This window comes from Phenylobacterium montanum, from assembly GCF_018135625.1.
Taxonomy (GTDB): Bacteria; Pseudomonadota; Alphaproteobacteria; order Caulobacterales; family Caulobacteraceae; genus Poindextera; species Poindextera montana.
The window spans coordinates 667520-683431 of sequence record NZ_CP073078.1; the positions used below are offsets into that span (position 1 = coordinate 667520).

The window sequence follows — 15912 nt, forward strand, 5'->3', positions numbered from 1 at the left end:
GGCATGAGCACGCATCACAAGATCCTGATCGCCGACGACGACGCCTCGATCCGGCTGGTTTTAAGTCAGGCGTTCAGCAGGTTAGGCTACCAGGTCCGCGCCACGGGCAACGCCACGACTCTGCTCAAATGGGTGTCGGAGGGTGAGGGAGATTTGGTCATCACCGACGTGGTGATGCCCGACGAGAACGTCTTCGACGTGCTGCCCCGCATCCGCAAGGACCGGCCCAAGCTGCCGGTGATCGTGATGAGCGCGCAAAATACGCTGCTCACCGCCGTCAACGCTGCTGAGATCGGCGCCTTCGAATACGTGCCCAAGCCTTTCGACCTGGACGACATGACCGCCGCGGCCAAGCGCGCCCTGGCGCGGCCGACGGATTCCGAGGCGACCAAAGCCCAGGCGCGGGCGCTGCGCGACGAGCGCCTGCCGCTGATCGGCCGCTCGGCGCCGATGCAGGAGGTCTATCGCACCATCGCCCGCCTGGTGGGCGCCGACCTGACCGTGCTGATCCTGGGCGAGTCCGGCGCTGGCAAGGAACTGGTGGCGCGGGCCCTGCACGACCTCGGCCCGCGCAAGGATGGCCGCTTTTCGGTGATCAACCTGGCCGCCGTGCCGCGTGAGCGGGTCGAGACCGAGCTGTTCGGCAAGGGCGACGGCGATCTGGGAAAGCTGATCGAGGCCGATGGCGGCACCCTGTTCCTGGACGAGATCGGCGACATGCCGCTGGACGCCCAGACCCGGCTCCTGCGCGTGATCGACGGCTCGGAGACCACCATCAACCCCAAGACCGGCCGCCGGCCGAACGTGCGGGTGATCGCCGCCACCAACCGCGACCTGCGCGCCCTGATCCAGCAGGGCCTGTTCCGCGAAGACCTGTTCTTCCGCCTGAACGTGGCCCGCATCCGCCTGCCGCCCCTGCGCGACCGCACCGACGACATCCCGGACCTGGCCCGCTCGTTCCTGTTGCGCGCCCATCGCGAGGGCCTGCCGGCCAAGGCGATCGACGCCGGAGCGCTGGAGCGGCTCAAGGCCTACGAGTGGCCGGGCAATGTGCGCGAGCTGGAAAACCTGATCCGCCGCATCTGCGCCCTCTATGCCGAAGACCTGATCACCGCCCGGATCGTCGAGCGCGAGTTGCAGGATCAGAGCCCGGCGCCCGCCGACCCGAGCGGCCCAGTGACCCTGGCCACCCTGGTGGAGCGGCACCTGGCCGGCTATTTCGCCGATCAGCCCGAAGGCGGCCCGCCGCCGGGCCTTTACGATCGCGTGCTGCACGAGATCGAGCGCCCGCTGATTCGCCTGACACTGTCGGCCACCCGCGGCAACCAGGTCCGCGCCGCGGAGATCCTCGGCTTGAACCGCAACACCCTGCGCAAGAAGATCCAGGATCTCGGCGTGGAGACGGCGCGCGCCAAGCGGTGAGGGATTAGGGCCACATTACTGTTGAAAATGGGGCACAGCCTTGCCAAGCTCCCGGCATGGCCGACACGGCTCCTCAGGTCGAAAGCGCTGATCTGTCCCCGGCCGTTTCGGCGGCCGACGGTGACGTGCGGCGCACGGGCGTCTTGATCTCCAACTCCCGGCTGGCGGCCGGACTCGCGGTTTCCGCCTCGCTGACCCTGGCCTCGGTGTGGATGGCCTCGTCGGCGCCGGTCAGCGGGCCCGTGGGCCCGCCCAGCAAGACCATCCTGACGCTGCTGGCGCTTAACCTGATCCTGATCGCGCTCCTGGCGGCCGGCGTCGGCTGGCGGGTGCTGAAGCTGGTCATCGACCAGCGGCGGGATGCGGGGGCCCGGCTGCACCTGCGCTTTGTCGCCCTGTTCGCCGCCGCCGCCGTGGCGCCGGCGCTGATGGTCGCCCTGGTGTTCGGCGTGCTGGTGACCCAGGGGGTCGACAGCTGGTTCAGCCAGCGGGTCGGCACGGTAGTGGAGAACTCGGCCAAGGTGGCCACCTCCTACTACAAGGCCGAGACCAACGGGGTGTTCGACGACATGCAGGGCATGTCCGGCGACCTCGATCGCGCCGTGCGTGGCTTGAAGGAGAACCCGGTCACCTTCAACCGCTTCCTGGCGGAGGAAGCGTCCTATCGCAAGTTCATGGCCGCCTATCTGATCGACCGCGATGGCCGCATCCTGGCCCGCGCCGAGGTGGACAACCCGCCGCGCTACCTGGCGCCGCCCAGCGAGACCATCCAATCCGCCGACGCCGGCGAGGTGCCGGTGCATGCTTTCGTCGGCTCGGATCTTCTCCGCGCCGTACAGAAGCTGAAGGCCTATGACGACGCCTATCTCTACGTGGTGCGCCAGGTCGACAAAGGCATTCTTGCGCATCTCAGCGAGGCCTCGGACGCCGTCACGGCGTATCGCGACGCTGAGGCGAACCGGGCCCGCATCAAGGCCGCCTTCGCCCTCAGCTATCTCGAGACCGCGCTCCTGGTGCTGGTGGGAGCCGTATGGCTGGGCATCAACGCCGCCAACAGCATCGCCGCCCCGGTGGCCAGCCTGGTGCAGGCCGCCGACCAGGTGGCGGCCGGCGACCTGACCGCGCGGGTCACGGTGGAGCATGCGCCAAAGGAAATCGCGGACCTGGCCGGCTCGTTCAATCGCATGACCGGCGACCTGCAGGCGCAGCAGGCGGCCCTGCGCGCCGCCGGCGACGAGGCGGAATCCCGCCGCCAGTTCATCGAGACCGTGCTGGCCGGGGTCAGCGCCGGGGTCATCGGCCTGGACAAGGACGGGACCGTCTCGGCCGCCAATCGACAGGCCCTGGTGCTCCTGGGGCTCACGCCCCACGGCGCGGCGGGCGCGGCCCTGGCCGGGATCGCGCCGGAGCTTACCGAGGTCGCCGCCCTGGCTCTGGAGTCGGGTGACGACGCGGAGGCCGAGGTCGACGTGGTGCGCGGCGGCGACACCCGGCGCTTGCGCGTGCGCGCCAGCGGTCACCCGGACGGCGGCCTGGTGCTGACCTTCGACGACATCACCCGCCTGGTCGCCGCCCAGCGCAACGCCGCCTGGAAGGACGTGGCGCGTCGTATCGCCCACGAGATCAAGAACCCGCTGACGCCGATCCAGCTGTCGGCCGAACGCATCCGCCGCAAGTACCGCAAGGACATCCAGGGGGACCTGGAGACCTTCGACCGCTGCACCGACACCATCATCCGCCAGGTCGGCGATATCGGCCGCATGGTCGACGAGTTCTCGGCTTTCGCCCGCATGCCGGCGCCCAAGTTCGCCGAGGCTGACCTGGCCGAGCTTCTGCGTCAGGGCGTGTTCGCCCAGCGGGTGGCCGATCCGGCCACCGAGATCGAGTTGGAAGAGCCGGACGAGGTGATGGTCCTGTGCGACGCGCGCATGGTCGGCCAGGCCCTGACCAATGTGCTGAAGAACGCTGGCGAAGCGATCGCGGCGCGGCGCGCCGTCGAGCCCGGGCTGAAGGGGCGCATAAGGGCGCGTTTGTTGATCGACGACAAGGACCAGACCATCGAGATCGAGGACAACGGGATCGGCCTGCCGGCCAAGAACCGCGACCGGTTGACCGAGCCTTATGTGACGACGCGCGAGAAGGGCACGGGCCTGGGCCTGGCCATCGTCAAGCGCATCATGGAAGACCATGGCGGCGAGCTGATGTTGCTCGACGCCAGCGAGCCGCCTGGGGCTCGCGCGGTGCTCCGGCTTCCCCGGGCGAACGCAGCGGCCGCGCCGGTGCATGAAGGCGTTGCGGTGGCATGAGGGTTGTGATGGCGGCCGATATCTTGGTGGTCGACGACGAAGCGGACATCCGCGACCAGGTCGCCGGCATATTGGAAGACGAGGGCTATCAGGTGCGCACCGCCGCCGACTCCGAGTCGGCGTTGGCCAGCCTGAAGGCGAGAAAGCCGGCTCTGATCGTGCTCGACATCTGGATGCAGGGCGGGGGCATGGATGGCCTCGAGCTGCTGGACATGGTCAAGAGTTTGGATGCCGACCTGCCGATCGTAATGATCAGCGGCCACGGCAATATCGAGACTGCAGTCAGCGCCATCAAGCGCGGCGCCTACGACTTCCTGGAAAAGCCGTTCAAGTCCGACCGCCTGCTCTTGGTGATCGAGCGGGCGCTGGAGCAGGCTTCGCTGAAGCGCGAGAACCGGCGCCTGCGCCAGCAGACCCTGGCGCCCGAGGGCTTCCTCGGCCGCTCGCACGCCGCCCAGCAATTGCGCCAGCTGATCGCCAAGGTGGCGCCGGCCAACAGCCGGCTGCTGGTCACAGGCCCGCCGGGTTCGGGCAAGGAACTGGTGGCGCGGCTGATCCATGCCGCCAGCCCACGTGCCAAGGGCGAGTTCGTGGCCATCGGCGCCGCCGGCATGACGCCCGAGCGGATGGACGTGGAGCTGTTCGGCGAGGAAGGCGAGGGCGGGCGGCCGCGCAAGATCGGCGTGTTCGAGCGCGCCCATGGCGGCACCCTGTTCCTGGACGAAATCGCCGACATGCCGCGCGAGACGCAAGGCCGCCTGCTGAGGGTCTTGGTCGAGCCGCGTTTCCGCAGGGTCGGCGGTGACCAGGACGTGCAGGTCGACGTGCGGGTGGTGTCGTCCTCCTCGCGCGACATGCGCCAGGAGATCGCCGCCGGACGCTTCCGCGAGGACCTGTTCCACCGCCTGAACGTGGTGCCGGTGCACGTGCCGGGCCTGGCCGAGCGTCGCGAGGACATCGCCGAACTGGTCGAGTTCTATATCGACCGCATCAGCGAGGCGACCGGGCTGCCGCGCCGCCGCCTGGCCGAGGACGCCATCGCCACCCTGCAGGTGCACGACTGGCCCGGCAATGTCCGCCAGCTGCGCAACAACATCGAGCGGATGCTGATCCTGGCCACGGGCGACCCGTCCGAGGCCATCACCAGTGACCGCCTGCCGGCCGAGGTCGCGGTGGCCGGAGCCGTGGGCTCGATGGGCACGGAACGGATCATCGCCCTGCCGTTGCGCGACGCCCGGGAGGTGTTCGAGCGGGAATATCTCAACGCCCAGATCGTCCGTTTCGGCGGCAATATTTCGCGCACAGCCAATTTCATCGGCATGGAGCGCTCGGCCTTGCACCGCAAGCTCAAGTCCCTAGGTGTGTCGCCGTCCCGCATGGGTGAGGAAGACGATCTCTGATGCCGCGTATCGCCTATGTCGACGGCCGCTATGTCCCACACGCCGAAGCCGGCGTGCATATCGAGGACCGGGGCTTCCAGTTCGCCGATGGAGTCTATGAGTATTTCGCCGTGTTCGGCGGCAAGCTGGCCGACCTGGAAGGCCATATGGAACGCCTCTGGCGCAGCCTGTCCGAGCTGCGCATCGACCGGCCGATGTCGCAACAGGCGCTGGTCATGGTCATGCACGAGACCATTCGCCGCAACCGCTTCCGGGACGGGGCGGTCTATCTGCAGGTCACCCGCGGCGTCGCCCTGCGCGATCACCCAATCCCCAATCCGGCGCCCAGGCCGACCGTGGTGGTCACCGCCAAGCCGGTAGACTTCGCCGCCGTAGAGGTGCGGGCGCGAAAGGGGATCAAGGTGCTGACCCAGCCGGACATCCGCTGGGGCCGCTGCGACATCAAGACCGTGGGCCTCCTCCCCAACTGTCTAGCCAAGACGGCGGCGCGCGAGGCCGGGGCCTACGAGGCCTGGCTGGTGGACGAACTCGGCTTCGTCACCGAGGGCTCCTCGACCAACGCCTGGATCGTCGATGCGGACGGCGTGCTGCGCACCCGCGACACCAACGCCAACATTTTGCGTGGCGTGACGCGCAAGACCCTGATCACCCTCGCCGCGGAGGCCGGGATCGAGGTCTCGCAGCGGCCGTTCACGGTGGCGGAGGCCAAGGCGGCGAAAGAGGCTTTCATCACCGCCGCCTCGACCTTCGTCATGCCCGTTGTGGGCATAGACGAGGCGATTGTCGGGAATGGGCGCCCAGGCCCTATCAGCGAACGGCTTCGCGTCCTATATGTGGAAAACGCCCGCGCCACCGCCCGGTGATCGCGCGCTCGTCGCTGTGACAGTCCTCGGCGGCGCAAACCAACCTGTGTGTGGAAGCGTTTGGCTTCCGACGATCGCTGACCAAAGGAGCGCTAGAGCGCCATGTCGACAGACAAGAAGCAGAACCTGCAAGACACCTTCCTGAACTCCGTCCGCCGGTCCAAGACTCCGCTGACCATCTTCCTGGTCAACGGGGTGAAGCTGCAGGGCGTGGTCAGCTGGTTTGACAATTTCTGCGTGTTGCTGCGTCGCGATGGCCAGTCGCAACTGGTCTACAAGCACGCTATCTCCACCATCATGCCTTCACAGCCGGTCCAGCTCTATGAGCCCGGCTCCGAACAGGACGACGATTGACCGAAAAACTGATCGACCATCGCCCGCCGGCCCAGACGGCGCTCGTCATCCATCCGAACCGCTCTCAAGCGTCGGATCTGCGCGCGCCGGAGGCTCGGCTCGAAGAGGCGATGGGACTCGCCATCGCCCTGGATCTGGAGATCCGGGGCGGCGAGATCGCGCCCCTGCGCGCGGCCACGCCCGCGACCCTGTTCGGCAAGGGCAAGGTGGTCGAGATCGGCGAACAGGTCGCCGAACTGGGCGTCGACGTGGTGGTCGTCGACGACGCCCTGACGCCGGTGCAGCAGCGCAATCTGGAGAAGGCCTGGCAGGTCAAGGTGATCGACCGCACGGGCCTGATCCTCGAAATCTTCGCCCGCAGGGCCCGCACCCGCGAGGGCCGGTTGCAGGTCGAGTTGGCGCGGCTGGCCTATGAGCGCTCGCGCCTGGTGCGCACCTGGACCCACCTGGAGCGCCAGCGCGGCGGCTTCGGCGTCATGGGCGGTCCGGGCGAAACCCAGATCGAAACCGACCGGCGTCTGCTGGCCGGCAAGATCGGCCGGCTGAAGAAGGAGCTGGAGGAGGTGCGCCGCACCCGCGGCCTGCAGCGCTCGGCCCGCAAGCGCGCGCCGTTCCCGACCATCGCCCTGGTGGGCTACACCAACGCGGGCAAGTCGACCCTGTTCAATCGCCTGACCGACGCCAAGGTCATGGCCAAGGATATGCTGTTTGCCACCCTGGACCCGACCTTGCGCACCCTGAAGCTGCCCGATGGGCGGCCGGCCATGCTGTCGGACACGGTGGGCTTCATTTCGGACCTGCCGCACGAACTGATCGAGGCCTTCCGCGCCACACTGGAGGAGGTCGCCTCGGCCGACGTGGTCCTGCATGTGCGCGACATCGCCAATCCCGACACGGCCGCCCAGGCGGCCGATGTTATGGAGGTCCTGGCCCAGATCGGCGTCGAGCCGGAGGGGCCGCGGCCGATCGTGGAAGTCTGGAATAAGATCGACCTGCTTGATGAGCACGACCTCGGCGCCGCCAAGGCCCGCGCCCTGCGCGGCGAGCGTGATGGCGTCGGCCCGGTGCCGGTCTCGGCCGTCACCGGCGAGGGCGTCGAACGCCTGCTGAGCATCCTGGCCGGCCTGATCGACCAGGGCGGGGCGGTCGAAGCCGACCTGCCGCCCGGGCAGGGCCGCGCCCTGGCCTGGCTCTACCGCCACGGCCGCATCGTCGATCGCCTGGACGAGGAGGACGGTCGGGTGCGCCTGTCGGTGCGACTCGACCCCAAGGCCCTCGGGCAGTTCGAGCAGATGTTCCCGGATGCGCTGCTGAAGCACGCGGCGGAGTAGCTATTCGGCCGCGGCCTTCTCCGCCGCCTTCGCCGCATTCCAAAGTCCATCCATCTCCGCCAGGTCCGACTGATGCGGCGAGCGGCCGTCGCCGGCCAGGGCGGCTTCGATGAAGTTGAAGCGGCGGATGAACTTGGCGTTGGCGGCGCGCAGGGCGTCTTCCGGCTCGACGTCCAGCTTGCGGGCCAGGTTGGCGCAGACGAACAGCAGGTCGCCCAGTTCCTCGCGGGCCTTTTCCTGGTCGCCGGCTTCGATCTCGGCTTCCAGCTCGGCCAACTCCTCGCGTAGCTTATCGATCACCTCTGTGGTGCTGGGCCAATCGAAGCCCACCCGGGCGGCTCTACCGGTGATCTTGGCGGCGCGGGTCAGGGCGGGCAGGGCGGGGGCCACCCCGTCGAGCACGCTCTCATGCTTGGGCTTGGCGGCGCGTTCGGCGGCCTTGATCGCCTCCCAGGCCCGGGTCTGCTCGGCGCTGTCGCGATGGCCGGCGTCGCCGAATACATGCGGGTGGCGGCGGATCATCTTTTCGCAGATGGCGTCGGCGACGGCGGCGAAATCGAAGGCGCCTTCCTCCTCGGCCATGCGCGAGTGGAACACCACCTGCAAGAGGAGGTCGCCCAGTTCCTCCTTCAGCTCCGGCAGGTCGTTACGCTGGATGGCGTCGGCCACCTCGTAGGCCTCCTCGATGGTGTAGGGGGCGATGGTGGCGAAGGTCTGCTCCAGGTCCCAGGCGCAGCCGCCGTCCGGGTTGCGCAGCTGGGCCATGATGGCGATCAGCCGCGCCATCGGGTCAGCGTGATCGGGGATCGCAGGCATGGCTTCCTCGGCGGGCGAGTCTATGGGCCCCGCCAGACTGGCCGAGCGCACGGGTTCACCGCAAGGGCGCCTGGCCGGCGATCCACCGGAAATCGGGTCGTCAGCCGGCCGCCCGTTGCGGCGCGCCTTCCGCCGCCGCCAGCCATTCCTCGACGAGGCCCCAGGCGGTCGTCGAAGCCTGGCGGATCTCGCCGGCGAGGCGCGGGGCCTCGGCGTCGTCCCGGGCCAGGCAAGCGCGCTCCAGTTGCTCGGCCATGGCCTGCAGCCTGAGTGCCCCGAAGTTGCCGGAGGTGCCTTTCAGGTCGTGAGCCTCGCGCGCCAGGGACGCGAGGTCGCCGGAGCTGACCAGGTCCTCGATGCGGATCAGCCGCGCCTTGGAGCCGTCGAGATAGGAGTCCACGACCTTGCGCAGGCGATCGACCGGCAGCATGCGGGCCAGGGCGTCCAGCTTGTCGTGGTCGATGTCGGGAACCTTCTTGGAGGCGGAAGGCGCGGCTTCCTCCTCGTCATCGCCCCAGAGCTCGGCGCCCATGTAGCGTTCGATCACGGCCAGGAAGGCGACCGGATCAATCGGCTTGGAGATGAAGTCGTTCATCCCTGCGCCCAGGCAGGCGTCCTGATCCTTGCGCATGGCGTTGGCGGTCATGGCGATGATCGGCGTCTGGCCGACGGGCGAGGGCAGGTCGCGGATGGTCCGGGTGGCCTGCAGGCCGTCCATCACCGGCATCTGCATGTCCATCAGGATCAGGTCGTAGGCGCACTGCTTCACCGCTTCGACCGCCTCGGCGCCATTGACGGCGCAATCGACCGTGTAACCGGCTTCCTCCATGACCGTCTGGGCCAGAAGGGTGTTGATCTCGTTGTCCTCGGCCAGGAGGATCCTGCCGCGGCTCGAGCGGGCGCGGGGCGCAGGCGAAGCGGCCGCCGGAGCGTCGTCGTCCAGGAAGAAGTCGCTCACATCGACCGGCGGCTCGACACAAATTTCCGGCGCGACTTCGGCCGAGGAGTCCAGCGTCTCGGCCGCTCCAGCAGGAGCGCTCAGTAGCTCCGCCAGGCGCGACAGCAGGATGCTGTGGCGGACCGGCTTGGTCAGGACAGCGTCGAACAGACTGGCCGAGCCCCCGACCATCGAGCCGATCGAAGATGCGAGCACCAGGCGCGGCTGCTCCAGGGCCACATTGGCGCGGACCTTGGCGGCGACGCCCTCGCCGGAGAGGCCGGGCATCATGTGGTCCAGCAGCACGAGGTCGAAAGGCTCGCCCCGGGCGTCGGCCATGACGATGGCGGCCAGGCCGCTCGGGCCGTCGACCGCCTCGCTGACGACCGCGCCCTCAGCCTCCAGCTGGCGCTGGAAGATGGTGCGGTTGATCTCGATGTCGTCGATCACCAGGATCCGTCGCCCATGCAGGGCGTCGGCCGCTGCGGTGCCGGACAGGGTGGAGAGGTCGGCGGCGGCGGGCGGCAGGTCGATCTCGAACCAGAAGATGCTGCCGCCGCCGGGGCGATCGGCTACGCCGATCTGGCCATCCATGAGTTCGACGAGCTGGCGGCTGATTGAGAGGCCGAGGCCCGTACCGCCATAGCGGCGGGTCACCGAGCCGTCGGCCTGCTGGAACTTCTTGAACAGTTTGGCCTTGGCCTCTTCCGACAGGCCGATTCCGGTGTCCTGCACCTCGATCCGAAGGCGCGAGCGTTGGCGGTCGACCGTCAGGGTGCGCGCCTCGACGGCCACAAAACCCTTTTCGGTAAATTTGATGGCGTTGGACAACAGGTTGAGGATCACCTGGCGCAGCCGCGTCGGGTCGCCGGCGAAGCCCTTGCGCGCGCCGTCGTCCAGGAAGCAGACGACGTCCAGTCCCTTTTCCGCGCCCTTGGTGGAGAGCAGTTCGACCACGTCCTCGACCACTGACTCCAGGGTGAAGTCGATCCGTTCCAGGTCGACCTTGCCGGCCTCCAGCTTGGAGATGTCGAGGATGTCGTTGATCAGGTTCAGAAGGCAGTCAGCCGAAACGCGCACAGCCTCGGCGAACTTGCGCTGCTCAGGGGTGAGTTCGGTCCGAAGCAGAAGCGCGTTCATGCCGATCACGCCATTCATGGGCGTGCGGATTTCGTGGCTCATATTGGCCAGGAATTCGCTCTTGGCCGTATTGGCGGCGTCGGCTTCGTCGCGGGCCCGGATCAGGGCGGCCTCGGTGCGCTGGTGCGCCTCGATCATGTCGCTGAAGTCGTGGCCATAGAGCAGGAGGCCCGGCGCCCTGTCGCCGGCCGGGGCTATGTCCAGACGCACGACCGCGTCTGCGGCGTCGCCACGGGCTGGAACAGTGACCTGCTCAACCCTGCTCTTTCCCGCGGAAAGGCTCTTCTGCAGGCTCTTGAGCCGCCGATCCTCGATGGTCGGCATGATTGCGCCGAGCGGCTGGCCCGTGACATCGTCTTTGACTTGGAACAGCTGGCGCCAGGCCGGGCTGACCTGCACGACCGAGCCCTGGGAATCGAGATAGGCGATCGGCAAAAGGGCGCCGGCGACAAAGTCCGCAATCCCACGCTCGACCACTGTCCGGGGGGGAGCGCCCGCTTGCGCCCCCGGAATCCGGTCCATGCTACGCCTCCCAGAACACATGCCCCGAGAGCACCTTAGCGGCGGCGCCTTAACGTTAAGTGGAGAGCGAAAAGCGGCCTGAAGGACCCCATCGCGCCAGCCTGCCTTGTGACCGACCGACCGGGTAGCTAGTTTAGCGCACCGTATTTGGTTCTGGTCAGAGACAGTAAAAATGCCCACTCGTCGCCAATTCGCCCGCTTGCTGGTCCTGGGCGGAGGCGCCTTCGGCCTTGCGGGCTCTGTCCTGGCGCAGGACGCCGATCTCAGCGCCATGCTGAATGTCTTCATCAGTCCTGCGGGCAAACCTTTCCGAGCGCCGGCCGGCGCACCCTATCCTGTGGTGGACTGGTTCAAGGAGGCGGACCGCAACGGGGACGGAAAGCTGGACCACGCAGAGTTCATGGCCGACGCGGAAGCCTTCTTCCGCGTTCTGGATGCGCACCACACGGGGGTCCTGGGCGCCTATGAAGTGGCGGTCTACGAGCGTCAGATCGCCCCGGAGATCCTGGGCTATCAGTTCAAGCCGACCGCCCTCTTGAACCCGGTTGGGCTGTTCGGGGGGCGGATCTGGCGCGCGCAATACGGTCAGGGCATGGGCTCGATGGGCCAGAACGTTCCGATGACGGTCGACCCCGCAGGCGGCGCGTCCCAGCCGGACCTGCCCAAGATCCAGCACGACCTGGACGAAACCCAGCAGGGGGCATCGCCCTTCAGCCTGTTCGACGAACCAGAGCCGGTGACGGCCGCCGACTTCGACTTCAACGGCAAGATCAAGAAGGCCAACTTCATGCGCCTTGCCGACATGCACTTCACGCGGCTGGACGCCGACAACGAGGGCTTCCTGACCCTGGCCAAGCTGCCCAAGACCAGCGTGCAGAAGCGGCTGGAGAAGATGCGCCACAAGAAGCGGTAGGCGCGCCGCTTCAGTCGCCGCGGGGCTGGATCAGGTCCCAGCGATTTCCGTAGAGATCCTCGAACACCGCCACCATGCCGTAAGGTTCCTCGACCGGTTCGCGAACGAAACGCACGCCGCGCGCGGTGAAGGCTGCGTAGTCTCGGGCGAAGTCGTCGGTGTTGAGGAACAGGAACACCCGCCCGCCCGTCTGGGCGCCGACCGTAGCCGACTGTCGGGCGTCCGCGGCCTTCGCCAGCAAAAGGCTGGTTTCCGCTGCGCCCATCGGCCGAACCACCACCCAGCGCTTGCCGCCGCCCATGTCGGTGTCTTCGACGAGTTCGAAACCAAGCTGGTCGCGATAGAAGCCGATCGCCTCGTCATAGTCATGTACGACGAGGGCGATCAGGCCGATGTGCTGGCGCATGGGATAGGTCAGCAGGGGATCCAGTCGTACTTCGCCCGGGCCTCATCCCAGGACCAGGAGCCGCAGGCCCGCTGCGGCTGGGGTTGCTCGGCCGGCGGCGTTGGAGCGTCAGCGGATTGCGTCGCGCTACTCGCTGGCGGGGGCGCTGCGGCGGGCGGAGCCGACGAGCCATAGTCGTAGGCCCACGGGTCGCGGTAGCCAGGCGGCGGCGCGGCGTCCGTCACGTCATAGTCCCCGTAGTAGCCGTAGTACGGGTAGGCATAAGCCGGTCCATAGTACCATGGATCGTACCAGGGATAGCCAAGCGCCAGGCCCAGACCGAAGCCGCCCCAGAAATACGGATGATGGCCCCAGCCATGATAGCCGTGGTAGCCCCCGCCGCCGTGTCCCGATCCTCCGCGAAAGGCCGGCGAACCGTGGAAATTGCCGCCGCCGTGAAAACCTCCCGTCGCGTGACCACCGCCGGAGGCGCCATGATGCGACTGCGCCGCAGCCAGACCAGGCGCAGCGGTCAGTATGGCGACCACTGCGGCCGCGCCAGCAAGGGCTGAGAGCTTCATTCTCACGGGGACCTCCTTCAGAGGCCGATGGCGCAGGCGGGCGCGAAATGCGCCTGAACTAAAGCCTGTGGGACATGGGCGATCCACGAACGAATACAACAGCACCTTGACCTTGGCCGTGGCTTTTTTGCGTCCTGCTTTGTTTCTGCGCTGTAGCCGGTGATGTTTCCCGGCTAGTCGACCTTGACCTGCAGGGCCCGCGCAGCAGCGCGCTCCAGAGCCTTGGCCCCGCTTTCCCCAGGTTCGACCTCGGCGACGCCGATCTCGAACTCGACCACGAAGGGCGGGCGGTCGTCACCGGAGTCGAAGGCGGTGCAGGCGATCACCGCGGCGATGCGCTCGCCCGCGGCGCGGGCGGCGGCCTGGTTGGTTGCAGGCAGGGCCAGGGCGAAAACCTCGGGACCCAGGCGGGCTGCGGTGTCCTCCGCCCGGATCAGGCGGCCGATCATCGAGCCGATCTGGGGAATGGCCCGGTCGAGCCAGCCGCCCGCCCGGATGGTCTTCAGCTCTGGCCGGTCGGAAACGCGCAGGACACAAAGCGAAAGAGCGCGGTTCCGGAGGCGCGACGCCTGCACCAGGCGCGCCAGATGGGCGGCGAACAGGTCGCGCGTGAAGAGGCCGGTCGGGGCGTCCATCAGGCCGGAGCGCCGCGCCTTGTCCAGGGCCTCGCGGATGGCGTTCTGCCGGCGATAGGCCCTGGCCAGCTCTATGATCCGCGTCGCTGTCTCGCTGGGGGCGACGTCCGGCGCGGCGAGGTCGGAGACCCCGCGGTGATAGGCTTCAGCCAGACCGATCTGGGCCGGGCTCTGCAGATAAAGCAGGGCGGGGACGTGATAGAGGCGGGTATTGCGCCGCATGCCGGCGGCGATCGAGAGCGCCTCGGCCTGGTTCTCGCCGGCCCACAGCACCACGGCGTCGAAATGCTGTTCGTGCAGGTAGTCGAAGGCGGTGTAGGCGGTAAAGGCGCCCACCACTTCCGCCCCGCCTTCAGCGAGGGCGTTGGATAGGGCTAGGAACTGGGGCGCCGGCTCGCCAATCGCCAGAACGCGATAGGGCGCCACCGATTCTGCGGGCAGTTCCAGCTTGCGCCCGCGCTCGCCGAAGGTTTCGAGCCGGAGCGCGAATTCCTCCTCGGCGATCGTCATGCGGGTCAGGCTCTCCAGCCTCAGCGCCGCCTGGGCGGGGTGCAGGGGCGGGGCCAGGACCAGATCGAAGGCAGCGGCCTCCAGTTGTTCGCTCGGCAGGCCGATGGCGATCACCGGCAGGCGGCGCGGCGCGCAGGCCGCCTTCATGCGGCGGGCCAGGGCGACCGCGTCTTCGGCGCTGCGGGCCGCATCGATGATCGCCACTTCGATTTCGAGATCACCCAGGGCCGCCAGCGCCGCATAGGGACCCCGAGCGGTGATGGTGCGCCAGCCCAGCCGGTCGAGACCTTCCGCGAGCGGGCCGGCGAGGGCGTCATCCTTGGCCACGATCAGGACCCGCGGTCGCAGCGTCACCCAATTTCCTTTCCGGCTTGACGCGACGTCGCCGTTTCCGCCGCCCGTCGTGGTCGCTAGTCTAGATTCGATCGCTCGCAACATACCAGAGGCCGGCCCCGAATATAGCAACTCGGAGCGGCCTCGGACCAAAGCCCAGGCGGCTGCGCCGACCTGGCGAGAACGGGATGAAAGCCATGGCTCACGGGCCCTTGTCTGGACTTAAGGTCGTCGAGTTCGCCGGCATCGGGCCGGGGCCGTTCTGCGGCATGCTGCTGTCGGACCTCGGCGCCGACGTGGTCAGGATCGACCGCAAGGGCGCCGGACGCGGCTCCAAGACCGATGTCACCGCTCGCGGTCGGCGCAGCGTGGCCCTGGACCTGAAGGCGCCCCAGGCCATCGAGGCCTGCCTGAAACTGTTCGAATCCGCCGACGCGATCCTGGAAGGCTTCCGCCCCGGGGTGATGGAGCGTCTGGGTCTCGGGCCCGACGTGGCGCTGAAGCGTAACCCGAAGCTCGTCTATGGCCGCATGACCGGCTGGGGTCAGACCGGCCCCTACGCCAAGGCCGCCGGCCACGACATGAACTATATCGCCATCACCGGCGCGCTTGAGGCGATCGGCACCAAGGACAAGCCGGTGCCGCCCCTGAACCTGGTGGGCGATTTCGGCGGCGGGGCGCTCTATCTGGCCTTCGGCCTCCTGGCCGGGGTGATCCACGCCCGCGCCGCCGGCCAGGGCCAGGTGATCGACTGCGCGATGAGCGACGGCGCCGCCTCCCTGATGTCGATGTTCTACGGCATGAAGGCGGCGGGGATGTGGAGCAACGACCGGCGCGCCAACCTGCTCGACGGCGGCGCCCACTTCTATGACACCTACCAGTGCGCCGACGGCCGCTGGATCGCCATCGGCTCGATCGAGCCGCAATTCTACGCCCTGCTGCTGGAGAAGACCGGCATCACCGATCCGGACTTCCAGCAGCAGATGAACCGCGACCTGTGGCCTTCTCTGAAGGAGCGCCTGGCCTCGGTGATCCGCCAGAAGAGTCGGGACGAGTGGTGCGCGATCATGGACGCTACCGACGTCTGTTTCGCGCCTGTGCTCGACATGGACGAGGCGCCGAGCCATCCGCACAATGCCGCCCGCCAGACCTTCGTCACGGTGGAGGGTGTGGTCCAGCCCGCGCCCGCGCCGCGCTTCTCCGCCACGCCCGGCCAGATTCAGGGACCGCCGCCGGCGATTGGCCAACACAGCGAGGCCGCCCTGGCGGACTGGGGCTTTTCGACCGGCGACCTCGACGCGCTGAAGGCCGCCGGCGCCCTGTAGGCGGAAATTCTCGAAGCCAACGAGACCTGTCAGCCTCGTTCAGGTTGGGTTCAGGCGGGCAGGGGCATTGATGACGCGCTCGTCGTCGTCGTCTCCCCCCGCCCCCCTGTCGGCGATTTGCGAGCTTGAGCGGCGCGCC

The 15912-nt window shown here is 68.1% G+C and carries 13 protein-coding genes; 8 read left to right on the forward strand and 5 right to left on the reverse strand.

The features are described 5' to 3' along the window. Positions 1-3: 3 nt before the first annotated feature. From KCG34_RS03030 to hflX, 6 genes are all read left to right on the forward strand, one after another. Entirely contained in the window at positions 4-1422 is a 1419-nt protein-coding gene (locus KCG34_RS03030; protein ID WP_211938928.1) for a sigma 54-interacting transcriptional regulator, read from the forward strand. Positions 1423-1478: 56 nt separating this feature from the next. Next, positions 1479-3728 carry a sensor histidine kinase NtrY-like gene (locus tag KCG34_RS03035; RefSeq protein WP_211938929.1) on the forward strand — a complete coding sequence of 750 codons (2250 nt, stop codon included), beginning with the start codon at positions 1479-1481 and terminating at the stop codon, positions 3726-3728. 8 nt (positions 3729-3736) lie between these two features. Then, positions 3737-5128, forward strand: a complete 1392-nt coding sequence (gene ntrX / locus KCG34_RS03040; protein ID WP_211938930.1) for a nitrogen assimilation response regulator NtrX — start codon at positions 3737-3739, stop codon at positions 5126-5128. Further along, on the forward strand, positions 5128-5991 hold the full coding sequence (locus KCG34_RS03045; protein WP_211938931.1) for a D-amino-acid transaminase: 864 nt from the start codon (positions 5128-5130) through the stop codon (positions 5989-5991). Before ntrX ends, KCG34_RS03045 begins: the two co-directional genes overlap by 1 nt. Positions 5992-6093: 102 nt before the next feature. Continuing rightward, the gene (gene hfq, locus KCG34_RS03050) at positions 6094-6345 is read left to right on the forward strand and encodes an RNA chaperone Hfq (RefSeq protein WP_211938932.1); all 252 of its coding nucleotides are present in this window, start codon (positions 6094-6096) and stop codon (positions 6343-6345) included. Then, positions 6342-7676, forward strand: a complete 1335-nt coding sequence (gene hflX, locus KCG34_RS03055; RefSeq protein ID WP_211938933.1) for a GTPase HflX — start codon at positions 6342-6344, stop codon at positions 7674-7676. Before hfq ends, hflX begins: the two co-directional genes overlap by 4 nt. On the opposite strand, the gene mazG is transcribed toward hflX, so the two are convergent. After that, positions 7677-8492 carry a nucleoside triphosphate pyrophosphohydrolase gene (gene mazG / locus KCG34_RS03060; RefSeq protein ID WP_211938934.1) on the reverse strand — a complete coding sequence of 272 codons (816 nt, stop codon included), beginning with the start codon at positions 8490-8492 and terminating at the stop codon, positions 7677-7679. Positions 8493-8592: 100 nt separating this feature from the next. Then, complete coding sequence (locus KCG34_RS03065; RefSeq protein WP_211938935.1) at positions 8593-11091, reverse strand: response regulator; 2499 nt, start codon at positions 11089-11091, stop codon at positions 8593-8595. Positions 11092-11263: 172 nt separating this feature from the next. On the opposite strand from KCG34_RS03065, the gene KCG34_RS03070 reads away from it, so the two are divergent. Continuing rightward, positions 11264-12004: an EF-hand domain-containing protein gene (locus tag KCG34_RS03070; protein ID WP_211938936.1), complete on the forward strand. Its 741-nt coding sequence runs from the start codon at positions 11264-11266 to the stop codon at positions 12002-12004. A 10-nt stretch (positions 12005-12014) separates the two neighbouring features. Here the strand turns inward: KCG34_RS03070 and KCG34_RS03075 are convergent, their stop codons facing one another. The 3 genes from KCG34_RS03075 to KCG34_RS03085 form a co-directional block, all read right to left on the reverse strand. Beyond that, positions 12015-12410, reverse strand: a complete 396-nt coding sequence (locus KCG34_RS03075) for a VOC family protein (protein WP_211938937.1) — start codon at positions 12408-12410, stop codon at positions 12015-12017. Positions 12411-12418: 8 nt separating this feature from the next. Further along, complete coding sequence (locus KCG34_RS03080) at positions 12419-12970, reverse strand: hypothetical protein (RefSeq protein ID WP_211938938.1); 552 nt, start codon at positions 12968-12970, stop codon at positions 12419-12421. A 173-nt stretch (positions 12971-13143) separates the two neighbouring features. Further along, the gene (locus tag KCG34_RS03085) at positions 13144-14469 is read right to left on the reverse strand and encodes a diguanylate cyclase domain-containing protein (RefSeq protein WP_211938939.1); all 1326 of its coding nucleotides are present in this window, start codon (positions 14467-14469) and stop codon (positions 13144-13146) included. A 176-nt stretch (positions 14470-14645) separates the two neighbouring features. Between KCG34_RS03085 and KCG34_RS03090 the strand changes: the two genes are divergently transcribed. After that, the gene (locus KCG34_RS03090) at positions 14646-15773 is read left to right on the forward strand and encodes a CaiB/BaiF CoA transferase family protein (RefSeq protein ID WP_211938940.1); all 1128 of its coding nucleotides are present in this window, start codon (positions 14646-14648) and stop codon (positions 15771-15773) included. Positions 15774-15912 lie beyond the last annotated feature (139 nt).

Bases quoted from the DNA above. Each gene is read 5' to 3' on its own strand.
- KCG34_RS03090 (WP_211938940.1), top strand. From the start codon at position 14,646: ATGGCTCACGGGCCCTTGTCTGGACTTAAGGTCGTCGAGTTCGCCGGC.
- KCG34_RS03070 (WP_211938936.1), top strand. From the start codon at position 11,264: ATGCCCACTCGTCGCCAATTCGCCCGCTTGCTGGTCCTGGGCGGAGGC.
- KCG34_RS03080 (WP_211938938.1), bottom strand. From the start codon at position 12,970: ATGAAGCTCTCAGCCCTTGCTGGCGCGGCCGCAGTGGTCGCCATACTG.
- KCG34_RS03045 (WP_211938931.1), top strand. From the start codon at position 5,128: ATGCCGCGTATCGCCTATGTCGACGGCCGCTATGTCCCACACGCCGAA.
- ntrX (WP_211938930.1), top strand. From the start codon at position 3,737: ATGGCGGCCGATATCTTGGTGGTCGACGACGAAGCGGACATCCGCGAC.
- hfq (WP_211938932.1), top strand. From the start codon at position 6,094: ATGTCGACAGACAAGAAGCAGAACCTGCAAGACACCTTCCTGAACTCC.
- KCG34_RS03075 (WP_211938937.1), bottom strand. From the start codon at position 12,410: ATGCGCCAGCACATCGGCCTGATCGCCCTCGTCGTACATGACTATGAC.
- KCG34_RS03035 (WP_211938929.1), top strand. From the start codon at position 1,479: ATGGCCGACACGGCTCCTCAGGTCGAAAGCGCTGATCTGTCCCCGGCC.
- mazG (WP_211938934.1), bottom strand. From the start codon at position 8,492: ATGCCTGCGATCCCCGATCACGCTGACCCGATGGCGCGGCTGATCGCC.
- KCG34_RS03030 (WP_211938928.1), top strand. From the start codon at position 4: ATGAGCACGCATCACAAGATCCTGATCGCCGACGACGACGCCTCGATC.
- KCG34_RS03065 (WP_211938935.1), bottom strand. From the start codon at position 11,091: ATGGACCGGATTCCGGGGGCGCAAGCGGGCGCTCCCCCCCGGACAGTG.